The organism is Tateyamaria sp. GN1-10, from assembly GCF_055693845.1.
Window position 1 is genome coordinate 2170065 of the sequence record NZ_JBVFUR010000004.1, and the last position, 23367, is coordinate 2193431.

24 protein-coding genes and 1 pseudogene are annotated in these 23367 nt (G+C 61.2%); 10 read left to right on the forward strand and 15 right to left on the reverse strand.

What is annotated here, in order from left to right:
• Positions 1–7: 7 nt before the first annotated feature.
• The 6 genes and pseudogenes from ACZ1HN_RS12605 to cysG all read right to left on the reverse strand — a co-directional run bounded on the left by ACZ1HN_RS12605 (position 8) and on the right by cysG (position 5507).
• Entirely contained in the window at positions 8–859 is an 852-nt protein-coding gene (locus ACZ1HN_RS12605) for a ferredoxin--NADP reductase (RefSeq protein ID WP_472727752.1), read from the reverse strand.
• A 110-nt stretch (positions 860–969) separates the two neighbouring features.
• The gene (locus tag ACZ1HN_RS12610; RefSeq protein ID WP_299206455.1) at positions 970–1380 is read right to left on the reverse strand and encodes a DUF934 domain-containing protein; all 411 of its coding nucleotides are present in this window, start codon (positions 1378–1380) and stop codon (positions 970–972) included.
• Entirely contained in the window at positions 1377–2075 is a 699-nt protein-coding gene (locus ACZ1HN_RS12615; protein WP_472729319.1) for a phosphoadenylyl-sulfate reductase, read from the reverse strand. Before ACZ1HN_RS12615 ends, ACZ1HN_RS12610 begins: the two co-directional genes overlap by 4 nt.
• Before the next feature lie 66 nt (positions 2076–2141).
• On the reverse strand, positions 2142–3806 hold the full coding sequence (locus ACZ1HN_RS12620) for a nitrite/sulfite reductase (RefSeq protein WP_472727753.1): 1665 nt from the start codon (positions 3804–3806) through the stop codon (positions 2142–2144).
• A complete protein-coding gene (locus ACZ1HN_RS12625) occupies positions 3806–4105 on the reverse strand; it encodes a DUF2849 domain-containing protein (RefSeq protein ID WP_299602946.1) in 300 nt (99 codons plus the stop codon). Before ACZ1HN_RS12625 ends, ACZ1HN_RS12620 begins: the two co-directional genes overlap by 1 nt.
• A pseudogene (gene cysG / locus ACZ1HN_RS12630) lies at positions 4105–5507 on the reverse strand (siroheme synthase CysG). The gene ACZ1HN_RS12625 and the pseudogene cysG overlap by 1 nt, the downstream one beginning before the upstream one ends.
• Positions 5508–5647: 140 nt before the next feature.
• Here cysG and ACZ1HN_RS12635 point away from each other — a divergent pair.
• Positions 5648–6115: an Lrp/AsnC family transcriptional regulator gene (locus ACZ1HN_RS12635; protein WP_299549142.1), complete on the forward strand. Its 468-nt coding sequence runs from the start codon at positions 5648–5650 to the stop codon at positions 6113–6115.
• 221 nt (positions 6116–6336) lie between these two features.
• Here ACZ1HN_RS12635 and ACZ1HN_RS12640 read toward each other — a convergent pair whose 3' ends face one another.
• Positions 6337–7503 (reverse strand): cytochrome P450, encoded by a 1167-nt coding sequence (locus ACZ1HN_RS12640; RefSeq protein ID WP_472727754.1) that lies wholly within the window; start codon positions 7501–7503, stop codon positions 6337–6339.
• Between the two features lie 65 nt (positions 7504–7568).
• On the opposite strand from ACZ1HN_RS12640, the gene ACZ1HN_RS12645 reads away from it, so the two are divergent.
• The 5 genes from ACZ1HN_RS12645 (at position 7569) to ACZ1HN_RS12665 (ending at position 14081) form a co-directional block, all read left to right on the forward strand.
• Complete coding sequence (locus ACZ1HN_RS12645) at positions 7569–9302, forward strand: sensor histidine kinase (protein WP_472727755.1); 1734 nt, start codon at positions 7569–7571, stop codon at positions 9300–9302.
• Complete coding sequence (locus ACZ1HN_RS12650; protein WP_472727756.1) at positions 9299–10507, forward strand: sigma-54-dependent transcriptional regulator; 1209 nt, start codon at positions 9299–9301, stop codon at positions 10505–10507. The genes ACZ1HN_RS12645 and ACZ1HN_RS12650 overlap by 4 nt, the downstream gene beginning before the upstream one ends.
• Before the next feature lie 265 nt (positions 10508–10772).
• Positions 10773–11771: a DctP family TRAP transporter solute-binding subunit gene (locus tag ACZ1HN_RS12655; protein WP_299206436.1), complete on the forward strand. Its 999-nt coding sequence runs from the start codon at positions 10773–10775 to the stop codon at positions 11769–11771.
• 77 nt (positions 11772–11848) lie between these two features.
• A complete protein-coding gene (locus tag ACZ1HN_RS12660) occupies positions 11849–12538 on the forward strand; it encodes a TRAP transporter small permease (RefSeq protein ID WP_472727757.1) in 690 nt (229 codons plus the stop codon).
• 4 nt (positions 12539–12542) lie between these two features.
• On the forward strand, positions 12543–14081 hold the full coding sequence (locus ACZ1HN_RS12665; protein ID WP_472727758.1) for a TRAP transporter large permease: 1539 nt from the start codon (positions 12543–12545) through the stop codon (positions 14079–14081).
• A 105-nt stretch (positions 14082–14186) separates the two neighbouring features.
• On the opposite strand, the gene tpiA is transcribed toward ACZ1HN_RS12665, so the two are convergent.
• A complete protein-coding gene (gene tpiA / locus ACZ1HN_RS12670; RefSeq protein ID WP_472727759.1) occupies positions 14187–14933 on the reverse strand; it encodes a triose-phosphate isomerase in 747 nt (248 codons plus the stop codon).
• A gap of 86 nt (positions 14934–15019) precedes the next feature.
• On the opposite strand from tpiA, the gene ACZ1HN_RS12675 reads away from it, so the two are divergent.
• Complete coding sequence (locus ACZ1HN_RS12675) at positions 15020–15925, forward strand: isopenicillin N synthase family dioxygenase (protein ID WP_472727760.1); 906 nt, start codon at positions 15020–15022, stop codon at positions 15923–15925.
• Positions 15922–16554 (forward strand): HD domain-containing protein, encoded by a 633-nt coding sequence (locus ACZ1HN_RS12680; protein WP_472727761.1) that lies wholly within the window; start codon positions 15922–15924, stop codon positions 16552–16554. Before ACZ1HN_RS12675 ends, ACZ1HN_RS12680 begins: the two co-directional genes overlap by 4 nt.
• Positions 16555–16577: 23 nt before the next feature.
• Here the strand turns inward: ACZ1HN_RS12680 and ACZ1HN_RS12685 are convergent, their stop codons facing one another.
• The 3 genes from ACZ1HN_RS12685 to ACZ1HN_RS12695 are packed head-to-tail and all read right to left on the reverse strand — an operon-like array spanning position 16578 to position 18167.
• Positions 16578–16901: a TfoX/Sxy family protein gene (locus tag ACZ1HN_RS12685; RefSeq protein ID WP_299206423.1), complete on the reverse strand. Its 324-nt coding sequence runs from the start codon at positions 16899–16901 to the stop codon at positions 16578–16580.
• A gap of 1 nt (position 16902) precedes the next feature.
• The gene (locus ACZ1HN_RS12690; RefSeq protein WP_299206421.1) at positions 16903–17283 is read right to left on the reverse strand and encodes a HesB/IscA family protein; all 381 of its coding nucleotides are present in this window, start codon (positions 17281–17283) and stop codon (positions 16903–16905) included.
• 14 nt (positions 17284–17297) lie between these two features.
• Positions 17298–18167 carry a LysR family transcriptional regulator gene (locus ACZ1HN_RS12695; protein ID WP_472727762.1) on the reverse strand — a complete coding sequence of 290 codons (870 nt, stop codon included), beginning with the start codon at positions 18165–18167 and terminating at the stop codon, positions 17298–17300.
• Positions 18168–18251: 84 nt separating this feature from the next.
• On the opposite strand from ACZ1HN_RS12695, the gene ACZ1HN_RS12700 reads away from it, so the two are divergent.
• Entirely contained in the window at positions 18252–18398 is a 147-nt protein-coding gene (locus tag ACZ1HN_RS12700) for a hypothetical protein (protein ID WP_472727763.1), read from the forward strand.
• Between the two features lie 80 nt (positions 18399–18478).
• Here ACZ1HN_RS12700 and ACZ1HN_RS12705 read toward each other — a convergent pair whose 3' ends face one another.
• Complete coding sequence (locus ACZ1HN_RS12705; protein WP_472727764.1) at positions 18479–19684, reverse strand: glycerophosphodiester phosphodiesterase family protein; 1206 nt, start codon at positions 19682–19684, stop codon at positions 18479–18481.
• A 90-nt stretch (positions 19685–19774) separates the two neighbouring features.
• Positions 19775–20137, reverse strand: coding sequence for an SUF system Fe-S cluster assembly protein (locus ACZ1HN_RS12710; protein ID WP_299206415.1), 363 nt, complete (start codon positions 20135–20137; stop codon positions 19775–19777).
• Positions 20138–20308: 171 nt separating this feature from the next.
• Here ACZ1HN_RS12710 and ACZ1HN_RS12715 point away from each other — a divergent pair, with 171 nt between their 5' ends.
• Entirely contained in the window at positions 20309–20755 is a 447-nt protein-coding gene (locus ACZ1HN_RS12715; protein ID WP_299602895.1) for a GNAT family N-acetyltransferase, read from the forward strand.
• Between the two features lie 44 nt (positions 20756–20799).
• On the opposite strand, the gene rimK is transcribed toward ACZ1HN_RS12715, so the two are convergent.
• Positions 20800–22176 (reverse strand): 30S ribosomal protein S6--L-glutamate ligase, encoded by a 1377-nt coding sequence (rimK, locus tag ACZ1HN_RS12720; RefSeq protein WP_472727765.1) that lies wholly within the window; start codon positions 22174–22176, stop codon positions 20800–20802.
• A gap of 202 nt (positions 22177–22378) precedes the next feature.
• Positions 22379–23290, reverse strand: a complete 912-nt coding sequence (locus ACZ1HN_RS12725; protein ID WP_472727766.1) for a hypothetical protein — start codon at positions 23288–23290, stop codon at positions 22379–22381.
• Positions 23291–23367 lie beyond the last annotated feature (77 nt).

The window sequence follows — 23367 nt, forward strand, 5'->3', positions numbered from 1 at the left end:
ACTTACGTCAGTCGAGGAACGCTTTTTCCACCACGTAATGCGCCGGCTTGGAATTGGCGCCTTCTTCCAGCCCGTACTCCTCGAACATCTCTTTCAGTTCGAGGTTGAAGGCCAGATTGCCGCAAATCATCGCGCGATCGCTTTCAGGGTTCAGCGGTTCCACGCCCAGATCCTTGAAGGCTTCACCGGATTTCATTAGGTCGGTGATGCGGCCCATCTTGGGGCTCTCTTCGCGGGTGGTAGTGGGGTAGTACTTGATCTTCTTCCAGAAGCCTTCGCCGATCACCTCGTTCAGCAGCTCATCCGTTTTCAGGCTCTCGATCAGGTCGCGGCCATAGGTCAGCTCGCCCACCTCACGGCAGGTGTGGGTGATGATGACCTCGTCGTAATCCTCATAGGTCTGCGGCTCGCGCAGCAGGCTCGCGAAAGGCGCAAAGCCCGTGCCCGTGGCAAAGAACCAGATGCGCTTGCCGGGCAGAAGGGCGTCATGCACCAACGTGCCCACAGGCTTGGGGCGCAGAATGATTTCGTCGCCCGGCTGGATGTGCTGCAGCTTCGAGGTCAGCGGGCCGTCCTGTACCTTGATGGAATAGAATTCCAGTTCCTCGTCCCAGGATGGCGACGCGATGGAGTAGGCGCGCAAAAGCGGCTTCCGTTTGCCGGTCTCGGGGTGCGGATCACCCATCAGGCCGATCATCACGAACTCGCCCGAGCGAAAGCGCAAGGATGCGGGTCGCGTACAGCGGAAGCGGAACAGACGATCGGTGTAGTGTTCGATCTCCGTCACCGTCTGGGCATCGGGCAGGGTCGGGGTGGCCTTGACGGCGGTTGTCTCGTTCACGGGTGTTTGCTCGGTCATGTATATGTCAACGCGGGTTTACACCCGCGCCTCTCTATTTGGGAAGAATTTTGTAGTTGGGTAAGTGCGCGAAAGGTCGCGCGCCTTGATCTGGGTCAGATGACGGGGCTTTAGTGGTTGGACGCACCGCGCAGCCGTGCCTGATAATCATGGGCTTGCCACTCGCTGCGGAACTGCCACTGATCCTCGGGTTGGCGCGCGGCTAGGGCTTGGCTGATCTCAACCTCGTCAAAGCCCGAGCGGCGGGCCATGGCGTATTGATCCGAAATCACGTGGCCCTTGGCGCGCAGACGGCCCTGATACCCGCGCAGGCGCAGCATCCGGGCAATGGTGAAACCGCGGCCATCGGCAAAGCTGGGGAAATCCACGCGGATGATATCCGCATTCAGCGGGATCTGATCGGGGTCCGCATCGCTTGGTACGTCGAGCGCTGCCGCATCATTCGCAGCCTCGCCAAGCGGAGCGTAGCCGCCATCCCAAGTGTCCGGCCCAAAGCCCTGATCCGTTACAACAATTGTCATTTGCTTTCTCCTACGCGCACCAGTTTGCCATCGACAAAGTGGATGCCACATTCGTCCTTGTCCTGATCCCGCCAGCGCCCCGCGCGCGGGTCCTCGCCCTCTGCCACCGGCGACGTGCAGGGCGCACAACCGATGCTGGGATATCCTTGTGCCACCAGCGGGTGCCGGGGCAGGCGGTTCTCTTCCATGTAGTCGCGCACATCCTCAGGTGCCCAGCGGGCCAGCGGGTTGACCTTGATGCGCCCCGTCGCTTCTTCGACCTCGAAGAATTCCAGCGTCGAGCGCGTTCCCGACTGATACCGCTTCCGACCCGTCATCCAGCCGCTGTGGGGCGCGAGTGCCCGTTGTAGTGGCACGGTCTTGCGTAACGCGCAGCACGCATCTGTGTCGCGCTGATGCAACGTGCCATCCGGGTCCTGCTTGCGGATTTCATCCGCCCGGATCACGGTCACATTTTCCAATCTGAGTCGCTCGGCCACGTCTTGCTGGTAGACCAGCGTTTCAGCAAACAGCATTTCCGTGTCGATGAAGATCACCGGCACGTCCCGCTTCACCATCGCCGCAAGGTGCAACAGAACCACCGATTCCGCCCCGAAACTGGACACCAATGCGATGTCTGGCACCGCCTCGAATGCCGCGCGCAGCACATCGGTGGCGCCGTGATGGGTCAGTTGCGCATTCAGCGCGCTGACCATCACGTGCGCTTCCGGGCGGACCGGCCCTCCGGGGGAAGTTTTCTGGGCAAGATGAAGCATGGGATATTACTCCGCCGCCACCTTGGTCTCGGGGTAGAGTGCCGCCTTGAACGGGGCGAGGCCGGTGCGGCGGTAGGTGTCGATGAACTCCTCATCTTCGCTGCTGCGCAGATCGAGATACGTGTCCACGATCCGCTCGACCGCTGGCACCACATCATCGGCAGAGAAGCCGGGGCCAACCCGGTCCCCTACGGCGGCCGTCTCGGTGTGATCGCCGCCCAGCGTGATCTGGTAGTTCTCCACTCCCGCGCGGTCGAGGCCTAGGATGCCGATATGGCCCACATGGTGGTGGCCACAGGCGTTGATGCAGCCCGAGATCTTGATCTTCAGCGCGCCGATCTCGTGCTCGCGTTTCAGATCGTCAAAGGCGGTCGCAATCTCTTGCGCAATCGGGATCGAGCGGGCGGTGGCCAGCGCGCAATAATCCATACCGGGGCAGGCGATGATATCGCTAATCAGTCCAATATTGGCAGTGGCGAGGCCAGCTTCTTTAAGCCGCGCGTGGATCGCGGGCAGGTCGGACACATGCACATGTGGCAGGATCACATTTTGCTCGTGGCTGACGCGCAGCTCGTCATGGGCGAACTCTTCGGCAAGGTCCGCCATCAGGCGCATTTGGTCAGCCGTGGCGTCGCCGGGGGTATCGCCATGTTTCTTCAGCGAAATCGACACGATCTTGTACCCATCCGCCTTGTGCGCCGTCAGGTTCGTATCTGCCCATGACCGGAACACGGGATCGTTGTGATAGGCGTCTTTGAATGGTGCCTCCGACTTCGTGATAAAGGCGGGGGCCGCGAAATGTTCTTCGATCTCGCGCAGCATCTGCACGTCCACGCCCGAGAAGGTTTTACGTGTCTCTTCGAACCGTTCGTCCACAAGGCGGCGTATTTCATCAATGCCGTGTTCATGCACAGTGATCTTGATCCGCGCCTTGTACTTGTTGTCGCGGCGGCCGATCTGGTTCCAGACGGACACGATGGCCTCAAGATAGGGAAGCAAATCAGCTTCGGGCAGGAAGTCATTGATAACCTTGCCGATCATCGGGGTCCGGCCCAGACCACCACCCACGATAATTTCGTAGCCGCGCGCGCCGTCACGCGCGACCATGCGGATGCCGATATCATGCGCCTTTGTCACGGCACGGTCATTCGGGCTGCCGGTGATCGCGATCTTGAACTTGCGCGGCATGAACTGGAATTCAGGGTGGTCGGTGGACCACTGGCGCATCAGCTCGGCCACGGGGCGCGGGTCGGCAATCTCGTCCGCCGCAGCGCCCGCGAAATGGTCCGCCGTCACGTTGCGGATCGTGTTGCCAGAAGTCTGGATGGCATGCATGCCAACTTCGGCCAGCGCGTCCAGCATGTCCGGCACGTCTTTCAGTTCGGGCCAGTTGTACTGGATATTCTGGCGCGTGGTGAAGTGGCCATAGCCCTTGTCCCAGCGCTCCGCGATTTCAGCCAGCTTGCGCATCTTGGCTGACGACAGCGTGCCATAGGGGATGGCGACGCGCAGCATGTACGCGTGCAGTTGCAGATACAGACCGTTCATCAGGCGCAAGGGCTTGAATTCATCCTCGGTCAGTGCGCCCGAGACGCGGCGCTCCACCTGCTGGCGGAACTGGCGGTTGCGTTCGGCCAGAAAGGCGGCGTCGAATTCGGAATAGCTATACATCAGGACAGCTCCACTTGCTTGCCATGGGCGTAGTTGCTGGGGCCGGTGGCCCGGAAGGTTTCGCGGAAATGGGTGGGGACAGGCACGCCGTCCTCAACCGCCACATCGGCCAGATAGGCGCCGACAACTTCGTCCACCTGTTGGCTGGCTTCGATGAGGCGCAGATCGGCATCGGCCTCATCGGTCAGTACTTCGGCCTCTTCCAGCTTGCGGGTCCAGCCATCAGCAGTTTGGTAGATCACATCGCCTGCCAGCAGGTGGTTGGCGGTGACAACTTTGGGGGTGAACGCTTTGGGCATCAGTGCGCCTCCTGCATGTGGGGCATGGGGATCTCGGGGATGGCGGCGATGGCCGCACGTGGGGCAAGGCCAATAAAGGTCAGGGCAGGGCCGCCCAGACCGGCCTCGGTGAGGGTCGGTTCCATCTCGGCCACCGTGGTGGAGAGGACCTGCTGATCAGCGCGGCTCGCGTTTTCCACGAAGGTCACGGGCGTGGCTGGATCAATGCCATGCATCATCAGGCGACCTTGAATGAAACGGGCCGATTTCTTGCCCATGTAGATGGCCGCTACCTCACCGGGGCGGGCCAACGCCTTCCAATCGTGATCGGCAAAGCCGCGGGTGTCGTGGCCGGTCAGGAACCGGACGGAGGAGTTGCGGCCTCGGCGGGTCAGCGACTGACCGATGGAGGCGACAGCAGCGGACGCCGCCGTGATGCCCGGCACGATGTGATAGTCCACCCCGGCCTCGGTCATGGCCTCGATCTCTTCATCCAGACGACCGAAGACAGTGGCGTCACCGGATTTCAGGCGCACGACCTGCGCACCTTTCAGCCCATGTTCCACGATCAGATCGTTGATGGTCTCTTGCGGAGTGGAAGGGCCAAAGGCCTCTTTGCCCACGTCGATCATCGTGGCCTCGCGGCGGGCAAGCTCCAGGATTTCCTTCGAAATCAGGCGATCGTAGATCACCACGTCTGCCTCATCCAAGGCCTTGCGCGCCTTTAGGGTCAGCAGCTCTGGATCACCCGGGCCTGCGCCGACAAAGGTCACGTGACCTTTGCGGGTGTCGCGCATCAGATGATCCGCCAGCAGACCATCAAGGGCGGGCTGCACGGCATCTTCGCCATCACTCATCGCCTTGGGACCGGCATTGAAATAGTAGTCGCGCCAGAAGTCGCGGCGCGGGCGGCCAAAGGGCAGGACGTCCGCCGCCTTGCGGAACGCCTTGCCGATGCGGGCGAGGGTGCCGAGGATGTAGGTAAGCGCTCCTCCAGATCGGCCTTGATCGCACGGGCCAGCACCGGGGCGGCCCCTTCGGTGCCGATGGCGACCGTAACAGGATCACGGTCCACGATAGCGGGGGTGATGAACTGACTGTCAGCCAGATTGTCCACGATGTTGACCAGCGCGCCATCTGCGTGGGCAATAGCCGCGGTGCGCTTGTCTTCCACCTCATCTTCATCGGCGGCATAGAAGAGGGCGGCGCACATCGCATCGCCGGGCTCCATGGCGCGGTCGATCAGGCGTAGCTTGCCATCCGTCGCCCATGCCTTGATCTGGTTATCGGCGTTTGGTGCAAAGACGGTAATATGGGCCGCTGTTTTCATCAGCAGCCGCAGCTTGGCCAGCGCCGCATCGCCGCCGCCTGACAACACGATCCGCCGTCCGGCGGTGTTCAGGAAGATGGGGAAATGGTTCATATCGGCCTCGATCCCGTAAAACTGACCCCCAATATAGGAAATTATCCCGGTTTTCTGCTAGACAGCGGCGCAGATAAGGATGATTGTTCTGTCTCTGTGCAGGTGCAGAACATCTGTTTCCCGATTTGGAGCGCTTTGGAATGTCTGTTCGCATCGATGAGGTAGATCGCAAAATTCTGGCCGAGCTGCAGCGCGATGCCAGCCAGTCTCTGGACGATATTGCCAAGGCAGTAGGGTCTTCGAAGACGCCTGTGTGGAACCGGATTCGCAAGCTGCGCGAGGCGGGCGTGGTGGGGCAACAGACCGTTGTGCTGGATGCCGAGGCGCTGGGGTTCGAGGCCTGTTTTTTTGTCCTGATCCGCACGTCTGAGCATGAGGCGGACTGGCAAGCCAAGTTCCTGCGTGCGCTTCAGGAGCGCCCGGAGGTGCAGGAAGCGCATCGGCTGGCCGGCGACATCGACTATATATTGAAAGTGCGGGTGAAAAACGCACGTGCCTATGATGCGTTTTACCAGGCGCTGATTTCCGAGGTGCGGGTGCACAACGTCACGGCGCTCTTGTCGATGGAAGAGATCAAATCCACCACGATGCTCCCTTTGGAAACGTAGCCAAATTGAGCGCTACCGCGCATTGTTTGTTCAGCCAGCGGTGAGGCGCCGCTTTGCTTTTGGCGTCGCGCGGGTTGCTTGGTGCGAGGTGTTTTGCTGAGAGGTCGCTTAAGGCGCTTTGCGTCTTAAGCGACCTGATCAAGTGTGATGTGAGTCGCACCCGCATCAAGGACAAGCCGCCTCTGGCGGTGGCCTCCGGCCATCCTTGACCCGGTCCCGACTCACGCTGCGACGATCAGCTGGTCCAGCTTGTGGAAGTGGTAGCTGTCTGCGTATTTCGGGGCTTCGGTAATGCGCAGGTTTGGCATCGTTTCGAAAAACATGGGCAGGGCGATTTGCATCTCGAGCCGCGCAAGCGGTGCCCCCACGCAGAAATGCAGCCCGCCGCCAAAGGCGACATGGGTGTTCTTGACCCGCCCAGGGTTGAACTGATCGGGGGCGTCAAACACGGCTGGGTCGCGTCCCGCTGCCCCGAGCATCAGGGCAATCTCGTCACCCGGGCCAAGGCTGTGACCACCCACTTCGATGGGCTCATAGACGTGGCGTGTGAACATATGCAGCGGAGGGTCAAAACGCATGACCTCTTCCACCGTTCTGTCCACGCGGTCCGGGTTCAGCGCATCAGTCTGGCGGGTCTCGACCAGCGCCTTCACGGCGTTGCCCAAGCTATGCACCGTCGCCTCGTGCCCTGCGTTCAGCAGCAGGATACACGTTCCGATCATCTCGTCGTGGCTCAGCGTCTGGCCGTCTTCCTCTGCCGCGATCAACTCGGTGATCAGGTCATCGCGGGGATCGTCCCGTCGCTCCTCGATATAGCCGCGCAGAAAGGCCGAAAACTCCTTGGCCGCCGCATTCGCCGCATCCTCGATCGCCCGATCACGACCGGCCTGATACATCGCCACCATCGCTGACGACCAGCGCAACAGGTCCGGGCCCATCTCCTCCGGCACACCCAGCAGGCGCGCAATCACGCGCACGGGGACCAGCTGGCAATAGGTTGGGATCACATCAAACGGACCCGCAGGCAAACTCGCCAACAAATCGGCACAGATGGCGCGAATATCGCCCTCAAGACCTGCAATCCGGCGCGAGGTGAACGCGTGCAGGACCAACCGGCGCAAGCGGGTGTGCTCGGGTGGCTCCAGCTCCAGCAGCGAATAGCGCTCCACCGCATCGAAATCGGTCAAATGGGCCTGTGCTGCCCCGCGCCCCGGCACCGCACGTCCCAAACGCCGGTCGCGCAACAGCGCATGCACGGTGGCATGGTCAAAGGCCGCGTGCATCCCGTAATCCTGCCAGAACAGCACAGGGCCGTCGGCCCGCGCACGGTCGTAAAAGGCGTATGGGTCTTGAACAAAGGCTGGGTCATGCGGGGACTGGATCAACATGGGGCAGATGTCTCAGGCCGGACGCGCCTTGGCAAGCCTTTGCGCACGCGGATAGGGTGGCCGCCATGGGAAACGGATACCTCAGACGGATCAGCGTGGTGCTGGGCTTTGTTGCGCTGGTTGCGGCGGCAGCCGCCGGCGTGTGGCGCTACGGGTACTTCCAGGCACTTGATCAACTGGCCCGGCAGGGGCAATCGGATCTTGCGCTTGCCTCGGACCGCCTGACAGGGCAGCTCCAGCGCTACCGTGAACTCGCAGTGCTGGTGGCGGATCATCCCCGTGTCAGTGCGGCACTTGCAGGGGAAGATGTCAGCCAGGCCGAAGCGCTGTTCCTTGAAATTGCAGACAAAACGGCGGCGCAGGACATCCGCCTGACGAACGCAGACGGCCTCGTGCTGGCGGCCGCACGGCCCGATCAACCGGGGCTCGACATCGCACCGCTGGTGGCGCGGGCGGCGCAAGGGGCGCTGGGATGGGGCAACGGGCGCACGGCGCACGGCACCCGCGTCTTTGCCTATGCCGCTCCGGTGTTCGATGCCCGGTCGCGTGTCACTGGGACTGTGGTTGTGACGGCGGACCTGGCCGGGATCGAATGGGATTGGGTCGGCTCGAACCCTGCGGTGTTCTTCACCGACGCGCGCGACCGGGTGTTCATCACCAACCGATCCGAAATCGTCTATTGGCAGCGCGCGGATGAGGGGCCGGGCCTGAAACCGGCCACCGGCCCTGCGTTGCCGTTCGACAGCTACGAACTGGGCCGGCACGAGGTCTGGCAACTGGGGTGGGGGCCGTACCTGCCGCAAAACGCCCTGCACCTTGTACGGCCCTTGCCGGTGATCGGCATGACGGGCGAAGCACTTGTGGATGTCGCTCCGGCTCGCCGCCTTGCGACGCTGCAGGCCGCAGCGGTGGCCGGACTGTGCCTTGCCTTCGGCGCGCTTCTGTTTCTTGCCACGGAACGGCGCCGCACATTGGCCGAAGCGAATGCGCAACTGGAACAACGCGTGGCTGAACGCACCGCCGCCCTGTCCGACACCAACACCCAGCTCCGGCGCGAGGCCGAAGAGCGGGAAGAGGCGCAAGCCGCTCTCGCGCGGGCGCAGGCCGACCTTGTTCAGGCGGGCAAGCTCAGCGCCTTGGGGCAGATGAGTGCGGGGCTCAGCCATGAACTTAACCAACCGCTCATGGCGATCCAGACCTATGCCGACAACGCGCAGGCCTTTCTGCAGCGCGACAAACCCGACCGGGCCGAGGACAATCTGGGCCGCATCGCCGACATGGCCCGCCGCATGGGGCGCATCATCAAGAACCTGCGCGCCTTTGCCCGGCAGGAAAGCGAACCGGCGCTGCGCGTGAACCTTGTGGACGTTGTGCACAGTGCTGTGGAACTGACCACGCCCCGCATGCGGAACGAGGACGTGACACTCACACTCAACCTGCCCGACGCCCCCGTCTGGGTGTCGGGGGGCGAGGTGCGGCTGGGTCAGGTCTTCGTCAACCTGATCTCGAATGCGGTCGACGCCATGGCTGGGCGTGACACGCGCGCACTGACCATCGACATGCATGACACGTCCGTCATCATCTCCGACACCGGCCCGGGCATCGAAACGCCGGACCGCGTGTTCGACCCGTTCTATTCCACCAAAGAGGTTGGCGCATCCGAAGGGATGGGGCTGGGCCTCTCGATCTCATACGGCATCGTGCAAAGCTTTGGCGGCGAAATCCACGGCGACAATGGCCCCGATGGCGCCGTGTTCACGGTCGATCTGCAACCCTGGACCCAAGAGGTAGCCGCGTGACCACCCAAGTGCTGCTCGTCGATGATGACGCCGCCGTGCGTGACGCGCTGGCCCAGACGCTTGAGCTTGCAGATCTTGAGCCGATCCCGGCTGGCTCTTTCGTGGTCGCCAAGGATCACATCACACGCGACTTCAACGGCGTGATCCTGTCGGACATTCGCATGCCGGGGCGTGACGGGTTCCACCTTCTGGCCCACACGCGCAAGATCGACCCGGACCTGCCGGTGATCCTGCTGACGGGTGAAGGTGACATTCCCATGGCCGTGCAAGCGATGCGCGATGGCGCATTTGGATTCCTCGAAAAACCCTGTGCACCCAATGAGTTGCTGGCTGTTCTTGAGCGCGCATTGAAAACCCGCGCCCTGGTTCTGGAAAACCGCCGCCTGCGGCAACTGGTGGAAAGCGGTGATCCCGCTGCCCGAATGCTCTTTGGCGAAAGCGATCTTGCCAACGGGTTGCGCGACCGCGTGCGCCTGCTGGCGCCGCTCGAGACCGAGGTTCTGGTGACCGGCGCGCCTGGTACGGGCATTTCCAAGGTGGCCGAGGTCATTCACCTCAGTTCCCTGCGGTCCAAGGCGCCCTTTGTTAAACGCGCCGCCGCCGATCTGCGCCCCGGCGCACTGGCCGAGGCGATGGACAAGGCCAACGGGGGCAGTCTGTTTCTGGATGAAATCACCGGGCTGCCTCATGCAAGCCAACTTGCCTTGCTCGAAGCGCTTGAGGCGGGCGAAGGCGCTCGACTGATCGCAGGCAGCACGCGCAACCTTGGCTCAGCCGTAGAAGAGGGGGCCTTGAACGCTGATCTCTACTACAAGATCGAGATGTTCCCGATCCGCATCCCGTCGCTCAGCGAACGGCCCGAGGACATCCCGATCCTGTTCCGCCACTATGTTGCCCAGGCGGCAGAGCAGGCGGGCCTGACCCCGCCAGAATTGGCCCCGGATCATATGGCCGCCCTGATGGCACAGGATTGGCCCGGCAACGCGCGATCGTTGATGAGTGCCGCCATGCGCTTTGTGCTGGGTATGCCCGAGGATGCGTCCAAGGCGGTTGATCTCGGCTTGGCCGAGCAGATGGCGCGGGTTGAGCGGTCATTGCTTGTTGCGGCGTTGGGGCGGCAGAACGGACATGCCAGCGCGGCTGCCGAAGCGCTGAGGCTGCCGCGCAAAACCTTCTACGACAAGCTCAAGAAGTACGGGATCTGACCCGAGGACTATCGGCGCTAACATTGTGCGGATTTCCACACAGTGTTGCGTGGGGTAGTGCGAAAATCCGCACACACAGGCAGCGCGCAACACCTGAACAACTTCCAAAGTGTTCTTTAAGATATTGAAAAATAACGGATAAGACGGTGACGAGAGAGGTTAAAAACTTCCTTCTATGTACCCCACCGTACGCTCTGCTTTTATCCAAATTGCTGTCCCCGCGGGGACACGTCCCAAAAACACGATCTCTGGGAGGAGACAGACAATGAAATTCCTGACCGCCGCCGCCCTGGCATTGACCGTCAGCGCAGGCGCCGTGGCCGCTGCCTGTGACGATGGCGAAATCGTCATCAAGTTCAGCCACGTCACCAACACTGACAAACACCCCAAAGGCATCGCCGCCTCGCTGCTGCAAGAGCGCGTGAACGAGGAAATGAACGGCACCGCCTGCATGGAAGTGTTCCCGAACTCGACCCTCTACAACGACGACCAGGTGCTTGAAGCGCTGCTGCAGGGCGACGTTCAGATGGCTGCGCCCTCGCTGTCGAAATTCGAGCAGTTCACCAAGCAGTTCCGCATCTTCGACTTGCCGTTCATGTTCAAGGACATCGACGCGGTTGACGCGTTCCAAGCCTCCGAAACTGGTCAGGCGATGAAAGAATCGATGACCCGCCGCGGCCTGCTGGGTCTGGCGTTCTGGCACAACGGCATGAAGCAGATGTCGGCCAACAAGCCGCTGATGACACCCGCGGATGCCAACGGCCTGAAGTTCCGCGTGCAGAACTCCGACGTGCTCAAGGCGCAGATGGCGGCCATCGGTGGCTCGCCCCAGCCCATGGCCTTTTCCGAAGTCTATGGCGCGCTGCAGACCGGCGTTGTGGACGGTCAGGAAAACACCTGGTCCAACATCTACGGCAAGAAGTTCTTCGAGGTGCAGGACGGTATCACCGAGACGAACCACGGCATCATCGACTACCTCGTCGTGACGTCCACGGACTTCTGGGACAGCATGCCCGACGACGCACGTGCCCAACTGGCCACCATCGTCGAAGAGGTGACCACGACGCGCAACACGCAAGCCTTCGAGGTCAATGAAGAGGCCAAGCAGGCCATCATCGACGCCGGTGGTACTGTGCGCCAGCTGGACGCCGCACAGCGCGAAGCCTGGGTGTCCGTGATGAAACCCGTTTGGGACCAGTTCAAGGACGACGTAGGCCAGGACAATATCGACGCGGCGCAAGCCATCAACGCCGCGACCAACTAAAGGTCGCGCGACGCGGCCCGGCGGGGACATCCGCCGGGCCCATCTTTTCTTGAAAATTTGGGGAAGGGGGCAGGACCATGGCAGGCGCTTATGATCCCGGCTCGGGCTTTGGCCGCTGGGTCAACGAAATCGAAGAAACGGCCATCGCGATCCTGCTGGCCTTGATGACACTCATCACCTTCATCAACGTGGTGTTGCGCTACGGCTACAACACAGGCCTGATCTGGGGCCTCGAGATGGTGACCTTCCTCTTTGCCTGGCTGGTCCTGTTCGGGGTCAGTTACGCGGTCAAGATCACCGCGAACCTTGGCGTTGATGCCGTCATCAACCTTTTCTCTGCTCCGGTCCGCCGGGTTATCGCATTGGTCGCAGGTGCCATCTGCATCGCCTACGCCTTCCTCGTCTTCAAGGGCGCGTGGGACTATTGGGCCAACTTCGCCAACCTGCCGCAGACCACGGGCCGCTGGTTCCCCACGGGGTTCGAAGAGATGAAGCGTTCGTCCTATCGCGGGTGGTACGAGACGGTCGATATTCCGCATCCCACATGGCTGAAATGGATCGAACCCCTGATGAATGAGGGTGAAGCCTACGAGAAAATTCCGCGCTTCATTCCCTACGCCATTCTGCCTTTCGGTATGGGCCTGCTGCTGTTCCGCTTCGTGCAGGCGACCGTGCGCGTCTGGCGAGGACAAACCACCAGCCTGATCGTCAGCCACGAGGCCGAAGACGCCATCGAAGACGTCAAACACCTAAACCGGGACGACTGAGACCATGGAAGTTGCAATTCTCTTTACCCTCGTCGTGGGGATGATGCTGATCGGCGTGCCGATTGCCGTGGCCCTTGGCATGTCGTCGATCGTGTTCCTGTTGGTGCTGAGTGACACGTCGCTCGCCTCAATTGCGCAGACGCTGTTCCAGGCGATGGCGGGGCACTACACGTTGCTGGCAATTCCCTTCTTCATCCTCGCCTCGACCTTCATGTCGACGGGTGGGGTGGCGAAACGGATCATCCGGTTTTCCATCGCGGTTGTGGGCCATTTCCCCGGCGGTCTGGCCATCGCGGGCGTGTTCGCCTGTATGATGTTCGCGGCCTTGTCCGGATCGTCTCCGGCTACGGTTGTTGCCATCGGCTCCATCGTGATCGCGGGCATGCGGCAGGTGGGGTACTCCAAGGATTTTGCGGCGGGCGTCATCGCTAATGCGGGCACGCTGGGCATCCTTATTCCACCCTCCATCGTGATGGTGGTCTATGCCTCGGCCACGGATGTTTCCGTGGGGCGCATGTTCCTGGCTGGCGTGATTCCCGGCCTGATGGCGGGCACGATGCTGATGGTCACGATCTATGCCATTGCCAAGATCAAGAACCTGCCGAAAGGGGACTGGCTGGGCTGGGGTGAGGTGGCCTCCTCTGCCGGGGCCGCGTCCGGTGGTCTGTTTCTGATCATCATCATTCTGGGCGGGATTTATGGCGGTATCTTTACCCCGACCGAAGCCGCCGCCGTAGCAGCCGTTTATTCCTTCCTGATTGCCAGTTTCATCTATCGGGACATGGGGCCGTTTTCGAAGGTCGCACCAAAGGCGGGCAATTTCACTGGCATCACGCTGATGGGCGGGTTGGCGCTTGGGATCGTCATCTGGCTGGTGTCGGGAGGTCTGGATCTGACCACCTCAGTCCTGATCGGCTTTGCGCTTGCGGCCTTGGGCGCTGTGGCAGAGCGTATGGTCCGTGGGTTGGACCTGAACCCTGTTTCGATCGCCACGGACTTTGCCCGGATGCCGTTGGCGCTGGTGCACCGCGACACGAAGCACGCGCTTTTCGAGGCGGGCAAGCTGACCGTCACGCTGATGTTCATCATCGCCAATGCCTTGATCCTGAAACATGTTCTGACGGATGAGCAGATCCCGCAGCAGATTGCCGGGGCGATGCTGGATGCCGGCTTTGGCCCGGTGGTGTTCCTGATCATCGTGAACGTGATTCTGCTGATTGGCGGACAGTTCATGGAGCCATCGGGCCTGCTGGTCATCGTGGCGCCGCTGGTCTTTCCCATCGCCATTGAGCTGGGGATCGACCCCATTCACCTGGGCATCATCATGGTGGTGAACATGGAGATCGGGATGATCACGCCGCCTGTGGGGTTGAACCTGTTCGTCACTTCAGGCGTGGCGGGGATGCCGATGATGCGGGTCGTCCGGGCGGCGCTGCCGTTCCTGGCCGTCCTCTTCGTCTTCCTGATCATGGTGACCTATATTCCGGCCATTTCGATCTGGTTGCCGACCCTGATGATGGGGCCGGAGATTATCGTGCAGTGACGGGTTAGTGATCCAAAGGGCGCCTTGCGGCGACGCGATTCATTTTTGCTGATGGGGGCTCTGCCCCCCAAACCCCCCGAAGTTTACCCGGCAAGATGAAGTGGATCAGGAGGCGGCGAGGGCGTCGATGATGGGTTGGAAGTCCGCCGCCTTCAGGGACGCGCCGCCTACGAGGGCACCATCGACGTTCTCGGCCTGGAAGATTTCGGCTGCGTTGGTGGGTTTGACCGAGCCGCCGTAGAGGACGCGCATGTTTGCGCCTTGGCTGCCGAAGCGCGCGGTCAGTTTTTCGCGGATCATGTCGTGGGTTTCCACGATCTGGTCCATTGTGGGCACACGCCCAGTGCCGATGGCCCAGATGGGTTCGTAGGCGATCACTGTGTTCTCTGCCGTGGCGCTGTCCGGCGTTGAGCCATCCAGTTGCGCGGCGATGATGTCGAGGCAGTCAGGGCCCAGTCGTTCTTCCTCGCTTTCGCCGATGCAGATGATGGCGGTCAGGTCCGCGGCATAGGCCGCTTCGGCCTTGGCCCGGACCTGTGCGTTGGTCTCGTGATGATCGGCGCGGCGTTCGGAGTGGCCGACGATCACGGCACTTGCACCTGCATCCTTGAGCATGGTTGCGGCCACGTCACCGGTATGGGCGCCCTTGGCATTGGCGTGGCAGTCTTGGCCGCCGATTCCGACGGGGCTGTTTTCCGTGGCCTCGGCGGCGCGGGTGAGAAGGGGCGCGGGCGGGCAGATGATGATCTGTGGTACGTTGTTCGACGTGCCGCCTGTGAGCGTGGCCAGGTCTGCCAACATCTCGGGGGTGCCGTTCATCTTCCAGTTGCCTGCTGCCAATGTGCGCCGCATATGTCTCTCTCCGGTTTTGTTGCCTTGGTCCTAGCATCGCGGGTGTGGCTGCGCTAGGGCTGCGCGCGCAGGATGGAGGGCATGAGATGATCCCACGTTTGGATGCGGCGGCATTGGCTGCTGGCGAAGCAGAGAGCCTGAAGGTTTTGGGCGAAGCAGCGACCGGGGTGGGCTTTGCCACCGTTTACAACACCGCGTTGTCGGCGGCGCGTGTGGAGGAGGCAATCGAGACCTATCGTGCGTTCTTTCACTTGCCCGAGGCGCAGAAGCGAGCGGTTGATATGGCCCGCACCGGGTCGAACCGGGGCTGGGGTGCGCCCGGATCGGAGCAGGTCGATCCCAATGCCAACCCTGACTACAAGCAGTTTTTCGATGTGGGGTTTCAGTTGCCAGAGGGGCATCCCCTTGGGGACAAGCGGTTCTATGCGCCGAACTTGTGGCCGGATGATCCCACATTTAAGAGCGTAATTTCAAGGTATTATGGGGATGCTTTGAGTGTTGCGAAGGGGTTGTTGACTGCCATTGCACGGTCCATTGGCGCTGATCCGGCCCATTTCGATGGCGCGTTCGAGACACCCATGGCCCTGTTGCGTGGAAATTTCTATCCGGCGCGGCCCGACTGGGCAGGGGCCAAGGATTTCGGGATTGCGACCCATACCGATTATGGCTGTCTGACCCTGTTGGCGACTGATGGATCGCCGGGGTTGGAGGTGCGCAAGCGCGGCGGCGGGTGGATTCCTGTCAGCGCGCCGCCGGGTGAGTTCATCATCAACTTCGGTGAGATGCTGGAATTCTGGACCGGGGGCAAGGTCAAGGCGACACCGCACCGGGTTGTCGGTGGGCTGGCGGAGCGCATTTCCATCCCGCTGTTTTTCAATCCGACCTATGACACCAATGTGGCCCCGGAAGGGTCGGATGAGGTGATGTTGGCGGGCGATCATTTGAGCGCGCGGTTTGAAGAGACCTATGTGCATCTTCAGGGAAAATCATGAATTTACAGGCTGAACTTGAAGCTGAGGTTGCGGCGCAGTGGAAAGAGCAGACGGACGGGGCGCATGACATCTGGCATGTGCGGCAAGTTTGGGTGAATTGCCAGCGGATTGCAGAGGCCTTGGACACGCCGGTAGATCGCCAGGTGCTTTTGATTGCCGCCTATCTGCACGACATCGTCAATGTCCCCAAAGATGACCCGCGCCGGACGCAAGCTGCGGCGCTTTCTGCCGACCATGCCGTTGCGTGGATGGCGGCGCGTGGATTGCCGCGGCTGGATGCAGTTGCCCATGCCATTCTGGGGCATAGCTATTCAGCCGGTCATCCTTGCGAGACGCTGGAGGCGCAGGTTTTGCAGGATGCGGACCGGTTGGAGGCTTTGGGCGCGATTGGCATTTCCCGCTGTTTCAATGTGGCCGGTCAGATGGGAGCCGGGTTGGTGGAAGGGAATGATCCCTTGGCAGAGACGCGGGCGTTGGACGATGCCGCCTTTGCCCTCGACCATTTCCGGGTGAAACTGTTTGGCGTGGCCGATACGCTCAATACAGCGCCGGCGCGCGGGATGGCGACGGAGCGCGTGGCGTTCATGCGGGTCTTTCAAGAAACGCTGGCGCGGGAGGCGCGTGTGTAGGGTACCCGGTGAACCCGCACGCCTTATAGATACGTCAGGGCTTCGCGGGCGAGGTCTGTTGCTTCGTCGGCGTCATCCTGGGCGCTGTCAGGGAGGAACCAATACGGCATATGCGTGTCGCTGCCGTCCTTGCGCTTGTAGTCCCAACGGTCGAGGCCCATGGCCTCAAACCTGTCCTGCATCTTGCCCTGACCTTTGAGTAGGAGCCGCCCGTCTGACATCAGGATGGCAAAAATGATGCCGTCACAGTAGATCGACAGGCCGCCGAACATCTTGCGGGTGCTGAGAGGGCCGAGGCCGGAGAAGAGGTCGAGCGCGTGGTCGATCTCTTCGGCGCTGACGGCCATTCTATTGTGCGTTTTGCTCGGCGGCGAGCGCGTCCACGTCCTTGAACGAAATGCTTTCGCCACAGCCACATGCGTCGGTCACGTTGGGGTTGTTGAACTTGAAACCGGATTCCAGAAGTGATGTTTCGTAGTCGATTTCGGTGCCGAAAAGGAACATCTGCGCCATGGGCGCGATCATCACCCGCGCGCCGTCCTGTTCGACGGTTTCATCGTTCGGGTCGGCTTCGTCCACGTATTCCATAGTGTATTCCATGCCTGCGCAGCCGCCCTTTTTCACGCCGATGCGCAGGCCCGAATGGCCCTCTTTCTCCATCAGTTTGGAGATTTGCGCGGCGGCGCGGGGGGTGATGCTGACAGCGTTTTTGCCGGGGATCGAGAACATGGGCGCCTCTTTGCTTATCCGACGTTTAAGGTAGGGCTTTCAGCGTCATCCCGCAAGGGGCGTGGGCGAGCCAGCATACCGGCGATTGCGTCGAGTGCTGCGCGGATGGCCGGGTCGTGGCGGGTGTCCTGGTGACAGACCAGCCATTCCTCTGATGTGAGGGCCTCGATGATGCTTGAGACGCGGGTAAGACCGGGTGCTGTGTCGGCAGCAAAGGTGGGTAGGACAACTCGGCCCACGCCGCTTTGGGCCAGTGCCATGCGGACTTGTGGATCGTTCGATACAGCAACCAGTTCAGAGCCGTGATTGGCGACTGTCCAGGCCTCGGAGGGCAGGGTGGCTGTATCGTCGCTCGGGCCGATCCATCCTTCAACGTCTTCGGACACGGCGTAGACGGCGTGTTCGACGTGGCCTGTGCGCCGTCCGGCCAGCCAATCGTGATCGGGGCGGCGGTTGCGGATGCCGATATCGACCTCGCGCCGCTCGATATCCATGTCGAGGTTGCAGGAGACAAATTCGGGCGTCCAGCGGTCGCTGCGCGTCCAGTAGGTGGACAGGTTCCGGCTGAGGTAGAGCGTGGTCCAGGTGCCAGCAGAGACGCGCACGCGCGGGGCGCCGGATTGTTCCGCGGACCAGTGAGCGATGCAACGGGCGGCGGCCTCCATCTTCTTTGCCCGTTCGAGAAGGGCGCGTCCTTCTGTCGTGGGGGTGTAGCCCGCAGCGCCGTGGGCAAAAAGCCTGCGGCCTGTGCGTTGTTCCAGCGCTGTCATGCGCCGTGACAGGGTGGCCTGGCTCAGCCCGGTTTCCCGGGCTGCGCGCGCGAGCGAGCCGTGGCGGGCGACGGCGGCGAATAGTCCGTAGTCTGTCCAGTCAGTGATTTGCATGATTGCAAATGTAGGTGCGAATCCGGGGTCTGACAATGCCGCATGGCTGCTGCCATATGGTCATTATCAACGAAAGGAGTGATTATGCTGCACCCTTATAAATCAATGGAAATGAACAGCCTTTACGCAAAAGAACAGGACCTGTTTGCAAAAATGCAAGAGCAGGAGCGAATTCGCAAGCGCAGTCGGCGCCGACGCCGGGTGCTGATGTGGGTTTTGCGTCGTTTGTGAAACCAGCAAAAAAGGGCCGCCGGGGGATCGGCGGCCCTTTGCAGACCTGTAGAAGCGCGGGGGATGGCGCCGGGTACGGGTTACAGGCCCATGCAGTTGGCGTAATACGTCACCGTGGCGGGCCAGTCGGAGAAGACGCCGGCAACGCCCACATCCTGTGCCAGCACATCCAGCAGTTCATAATACACACCGTCATGCGTGGTCGCGTCGCTGATCGACTGGAAGTACCAGCCGCCGCCATTGCCCAGAGGGCCCGAGCGTTCGAGCGTCCATGTGATGATGTTCAGACCGGCAGCTTTTGCCTCGTCCGCGTAGGCCGAGGGTACGATTTGGCCATCTTCCATCGTGACCAGCATCCACATGGGCGGTGCGATGTAGCGCACGCCGCGTTCATAGAGGCTTGCCATGCTGTCCGGGTAGGTCGCTGGATCGTTGTGGTCGAAGCCATCAACGTTGTAGCTGTCGTCGAGATAGACAGCCTGCGCGCCGAATTCCGGTTCGTTTTCAATCCAGTAAAGTACGTCGTTGAGGTCGAAGCTTTGCACCCAGACATCCGAGGCGGCGACGCCTGCAGCCTTGTATTCGTCGACCATTTTTTGCGCATAGTCGGCTTGGGAGAAGCCGTTATGCGGCATGTCGACCGAGGGTGATTTCAGTTCGGGCGTGAACTTGGCACCGAGGGACTTGAACAGCGCGATGGACTCGGCATGTGTCATCAGTTGTGCGCCGTCTGTGTAAAGGTCGGTGCGCCAGCCGGCGATGCCGCCTTGGTACTCTTCCGCTGTAGTGGCCGCCTTGTTTGCGCTGTCCATTTTGGGAGTGAGCGTTTGGAACTCGGCCAGCGTCAGTTCGGATGTGCGGCATTCGGCGGTCGCCTCTTCATCGCCGCTGGCGGGCGAGAAGGGCGTGGCGCATGTGCTGGCCAGATCGGTCAGAAGGATGTTGGTTGTCGTGTGCAGGTCGTTTTGCGCATGGCGGCAGACCAGTTCGTGATCCTTGGTAAAGGTCACGTCACATTCGAGGATACCGGCCCCCATCCGTGCAGCTGCGACGTTCGATTCCACCGTGTGTTCGGGAAACATCATGGGTGCGCCGCGGTGGCCAATTGAAAAGTCCGACTTGGCGGGTGTCTGGCTCTGACAACTTTGCAGCTTTGCCTTCAGATCGCCTTCGGGAAGTTTATCGATCAGGTAGGCAGGCCGGGGTCCGTAATCGATGGCGACCGTTTCGGCCATAATGGTGGCTGGGGTCGTGGTAAGCAGAATGCAGGCAGCAGCAAGTCGCATTTGAGAATCCTTCGACGGTGTTTATCCATGCAGGATGAAGCGCCGATATGACGGTTTCTCAATGCGTTCGTGATGGTTTTGTGACGCTTCTTACATGAAACCGAGTTCGAGCCTTGCTTCGTCCGACATCATTTCCATACCCCAAGGCGGCTCCCATGTCAGTTCCACATCGACCTGTTTGATACCGGGAAGCGGTTCAATGGCGTCTGCAACCCAGCCCGGCATCTCGCCTGCGACGGGGCAACCGGGTGCCGTGAGCGTCATGATCACCTTCACTTCGTTCTCGGCATTGATGTCGATCGTGTAGATCAGGCCAAGCTCAAAGATGTTTACCGGAATTTCGGGGTCGTAGACCGTGCGGCAGGCTTCGACCACGGCCTCATGCAAAGGGTGGTCGGTTGACGAGGGCGCGATCAGCGGCGTGCCTTCCATCTGTTCGGTGGGCTGGTTCATGGGATCCCCGGACTTGTTCCTGAGTGTTTATATAGGGAACGGGACGTGGCCGGTAAAGGGCGTGTGACTTGATGTATTCGTGCTGTGGTCCATCCGCTCGTTGCGTCATTCACTTGTTGCCGGCGACCAAATGTCGGAAGTTGCGAAATGCACCAAGCAATGGAGGCTGGCGTGGCAGTGACACTGCGGTGGGCAGAAGCGCGTGATCGCGCGCAATGGGACACGCTGTTCGAAGCCTATTGCGCATTCGGCGGGGCGCGGCAAACGTCTGAGATGCGTGACCGTGTCTGGGCTTGGATACACGACCCGTCAGCGCAAACGCGGTGCTTTGTTGTTGCGGATGCGCATGGGCAGTTGGTCGGTTTTGTCCACTTCCGGTCTTTCGAGCGCCCGATGGACGCGGCTATCGGCGGTTACATCGACGATATGTTCGTGGCTCCTGCGGCACGCGGGCAGGGTGTCGTCGATCTGATGATCGAGGGCGTCGGCGCCTATGCGAAAGAGCAGGGGTGGGACGTGGTGCGCTGGATGACGTCCGATACCAACTACCGTGCGCGGGCGGTCTATGATCGGCACGCGAACAGGAGCAATTGGATCACGTATCAGTTGAAACGTTAGTGGTCGGTCCTGCTTTTCGGCATCCTGGCCTAGCGCAAGCGGGATCAACTGCGCCGTCGCACCGGGCGCGGTTTCACGCGTGCTTCGATCATGTCATAGACCTTGCCCACGATGTCCTTGCCGGTCGCGTTTTCGATCCCTTCGAAGCCGGGGCTTGAATTTACTTCCAGCACCTTTGGGCCGCTTTCGGACCGCAGGAGATCTACGCCCGCCTTGCCCAGCCCGAATACCCGGGCGGCCCGGACGGCGGCTTCACGTTCTGCCTTGCTGATCCGCACCGACGTGGCGCTGCCACCGCGGTGCAGGTTCGAGCGGAAGTCGCCATCAGCTCCGGTGCGCTTCATCGAGGCCACGACCTTGCCGTCCACGACAAGGCAGCGGATGTCTTCGCCCGCCGCTTCCTTGACGAAGTCCTGCACAAGAAAGTTGGCGCGCAGGCCCCGGAACGCGCCGATCACCGATTCCGCCGCCTTCTTGGTTTCGGCCAGCACAACGCCTTTGCCTTGGGTGCTCTCCAGTAGCTTCACGATCACGGGTGCGGTGCCGACCAGCCCCATGATGTTCGCCGTATCCTTGGGCGACGCGGCAAAGGCCGTGGTGGGCATGCCAATCTTCTTTGAGGCGAGGATTTGGTGGGCGTGCAGCTTGTCCCGGCTGGCCGTGATCCCGGCGCTGCCGTTCACGCAATAGGTGCCGGTCGTTTCGAATTGTCGGATGACGGCAGTGCCATAGGCGGTGATGGACGCCCCGATGCGGGGGATCACGGCGTCGTAGCGGGGCAGGCGCTTGCCGTCATAATGCACCTCTGGGGCCATCGCATTGATCGCCATGTAGCAGCGGGTGGTATCGATCACCTCGACCGTGTGGCCGCGCGCTTCGCCCACTTCCACCAATCGGCGCGTCGAGTAGTTGTTTTCGCGGCTCAGCACGGCGATGCGCAGGGATCGCGCCGGAGCCACTTTCCGCATCGCAGAGGAGTGGTAGACGTCATAACTGAGTTCGGGTTGCAGCCGCTTTTCCGACGCTGTGATCGTAATGTGGTCCTGCAAGGCCTGACGCCCCAGGAGCATGCGTGAGGTCATGGAGGAGCGGTCTGTCAACGTGACCTCGATGGGCCAGGATTGTCCGCCCACGTCCAGCCGGGTTTCAATCACGTAGCGCAGTTCCGCCTCACCATTGGAGGACGTGACTTCGCGCCGGTCGAGGATCGGCGCGGAGCAGGTGATCGACACATGGTCCTTGCCCGCGATGGGGTGGACGTTGAACCGGACCTTGGGTTGCTTGGCGGGGCCGAACACTTCGATGTCGTGGGCATGGAGTGCAGATGTGCGCGCGCCGGTGTCGATCTTTGCCTTGAGAGCGGGCAGTCCCAGTTCGGGCAGTGACATCCATTCTTCCCAGCCGAAGTTCAACGTGTCCATGTTGTCCCCATTTTTTGTTTTAGTATTTTTAAGCACCGTAGCGTGGGCGATGTCTGCTCACAACGGACAGGCTTTGCTTGGGCAGACATGAAGCCCACGCAAAATGCAAGTCGGATGGCTTGGCCCCCAAAAAAACGCCGCCCTGTGATAGGGCGGCGCATTGTCTTTGTGGTTGTCCCTAGGGGCGGACAAGTGCGCGGGATCAGAAGATCAGGATATTGCCCGACTCATCGTAGTAGGTTGTGTCGACGACGTCGCCGGCGGCATTGAACGCGATCTCTTCGACATGCCAGGCTTCGTCGCCCGAGTTGTCGTAAGTGGTTTGTTCTGTCAGCCGCCCGCCCGCATAGGATTCCACGATCAGGTCGCCATCGTCGCGGACCTCTTCGGTCAGAGCTATGCGCCCGTTGGCATCGTAGGTGGTTTCGCGGGTCACCCAGTCAAAAGTGTCATTGTCCCCGTCGGTCAGCACCTGAGAGGTCTTTCTGCCATTCTGGTAGGTGATGGTGTCGCTGCGACCGTCGTCATAAACGATTTCACGCTCTGTCAGCCGTCCTGTGTCCGCGTCGTAAGTCAGTGACTTGGACTGCCAGGGATTGTCATCGCCGCCATCGGTGATGGTGCGGCTGGTGCGGGTGCCTGTATCTGCGTCGAACGTCAGCGTCTCGATGCGGCCACTGTCCAGCACCTTTTCCGAGCCGATGCGTGCGCCGGTCGCGGCATCATAGCTTGTTGTAAGGGAGGCCCACGGCTTGTCGTCGTTCCCGTCTATCTCGATGCGCTCTGTGCGTGCGCCGGTGGCTTCATCGAACCGTTCGATCCGTTGGTCACCATTGTCATAATTGATGGTCCGGGCGGTTTTTTGACCCAACCAGTTCCACTCGGTCGAGCGACTGTCCCAATCGGCGTCGTTGGCTGCTGTGTCCGTGACCGTTTGGCTCAGCCGTTGCGGCCCAAGAAACGCCTCGAACACCGCGCTGCCGCTGTCCATGAGCGTGGTTCTGATCATGAAAAGGCCAGAGCTGTCCACGCTGGTGGTGATACTGGTCCAACCCTGGGTGTTGTCGACGTCTTCGACCGTTGTCGTCGTGAAGTTTTCTTCTGGGGTGGGCATGACAAGGCCTTGTGTCTTGTTGACAGATCATTTCCCTCACCGGGAAAGGAGTTTGAACCGGAGGCCTATCGCAGCAA

Excerpts from the sequence above, each read along its gene's own strand:
- rimK (WP_472727765.1), bottom strand. The coding sequence starts at position 22,176 with ATGGACACGTTGAACTTCGGCTGGGAAGAATGGATGTCACTGCCCGAA.
- ACZ1HN_RS12640 (WP_472727754.1), bottom strand. The coding sequence starts at position 7,503 with ATGTTGATCCAGTCCCCGCATGACCCAGCCTTTGTTCAAGACCCATAC.
- ACZ1HN_RS12615 (WP_472729319.1), bottom strand. The coding sequence starts at position 2,075 with ATGGTCAGCGCGCTGAATGCGCAACTGACCCATCACGGCGCCACCGAT.
- ACZ1HN_RS12680 (WP_472727761.1), top strand. The coding sequence starts at position 15,922 with ATGAATTTACAGGCTGAACTTGAAGCTGAGGTTGCGGCGCAGTGGAAA.
- ACZ1HN_RS12725 (WP_472727766.1), bottom strand. The coding sequence starts at position 23,290 with ATGCCCACCCCAGAAGAAAACTTCACGACGACAACGGTCGAAGACGTC.
- ACZ1HN_RS12625 (WP_299602946.1), bottom strand. The coding sequence starts at position 4,105 with ATGCCCAAAGCGTTCACCCCCAAAGTTGTCACCGCCAACCACCTGCTG.
- ACZ1HN_RS12695 (WP_472727762.1), bottom strand. The coding sequence starts at position 18,167 with ATGCAAATCACTGACTGGACAGACTACGGACTATTCGCCGCCGTCGCC.
- tpiA (WP_472727759.1), bottom strand. The coding sequence starts at position 14,933 with ATGCGGCGCACATTGGCAGCAGGCAACTGGAAGATGAACGGCACCCCC.
- ACZ1HN_RS12660 (WP_472727757.1), top strand. The coding sequence starts at position 11,849 with ATGGCAGGCGCTTATGATCCCGGCTCGGGCTTTGGCCGCTGGGTCAAC.
- ACZ1HN_RS12690 (WP_299206421.1), bottom strand. The coding sequence starts at position 17,283 with ATGTTCTCGATCCCCGGCAAAAACGCTGTCAGCATCACCCCCCGCGCC.
- ACZ1HN_RS12645 (WP_472727755.1), top strand. The coding sequence starts at position 7,569 with ATGGGAAACGGATACCTCAGACGGATCAGCGTGGTGCTGGGCTTTGTT.
- ACZ1HN_RS12710 (WP_299206415.1), bottom strand. The coding sequence starts at position 20,137 with ATGAACCAGCCCACCGAACAGATGGAAGGCACGCCGCTGATCGCGCCC.
- ACZ1HN_RS12705 (WP_472727764.1), bottom strand. The coding sequence starts at position 19,684 with ATGCGACTTGCTGCTGCCTGCATTCTGCTTACCACGACCCCAGCCACC.
- ACZ1HN_RS12610 (WP_299206455.1), bottom strand. The coding sequence starts at position 1,380 with ATGACAATTGTTGTAACGGATCAGGGCTTTGGGCCGGACACTTGGGAT.
- ACZ1HN_RS12675 (WP_472727760.1), top strand. The coding sequence starts at position 15,020 with ATGATCCCACGTTTGGATGCGGCGGCATTGGCTGCTGGCGAAGCAGAG.
- ACZ1HN_RS12605 (WP_472727752.1), bottom strand. The coding sequence starts at position 859 with ATGACCGAGCAAACACCCGTGAACGAGACAACCGCCGTCAAGGCCACC.
- ACZ1HN_RS12655 (WP_299206436.1), top strand. The coding sequence starts at position 10,773 with ATGAAATTCCTGACCGCCGCCGCCCTGGCATTGACCGTCAGCGCAGGC.
- ACZ1HN_RS12665 (WP_472727758.1), top strand. The coding sequence starts at position 12,543 with ATGGAAGTTGCAATTCTCTTTACCCTCGTCGTGGGGATGATGCTGATC.
- ACZ1HN_RS12620 (WP_472727753.1), bottom strand. The coding sequence starts at position 3,806 with ATGTATAGCTATTCCGAATTCGACGCCGCCTTTCTGGCCGAACGCAAC.
- ACZ1HN_RS12635 (WP_299549142.1), top strand. The coding sequence starts at position 5,648 with ATGTCTGTTCGCATCGATGAGGTAGATCGCAAAATTCTGGCCGAGCTG.
- ACZ1HN_RS12685 (WP_299206423.1), bottom strand. The coding sequence starts at position 16,901 with ATGGCCGTCAGCGCCGAAGAGATCGACCACGCGCTCGACCTCTTCTCC.
- ACZ1HN_RS12700 (WP_472727763.1), top strand. The coding sequence starts at position 18,252 with ATGCTGCACCCTTATAAATCAATGGAAATGAACAGCCTTTACGCAAAA.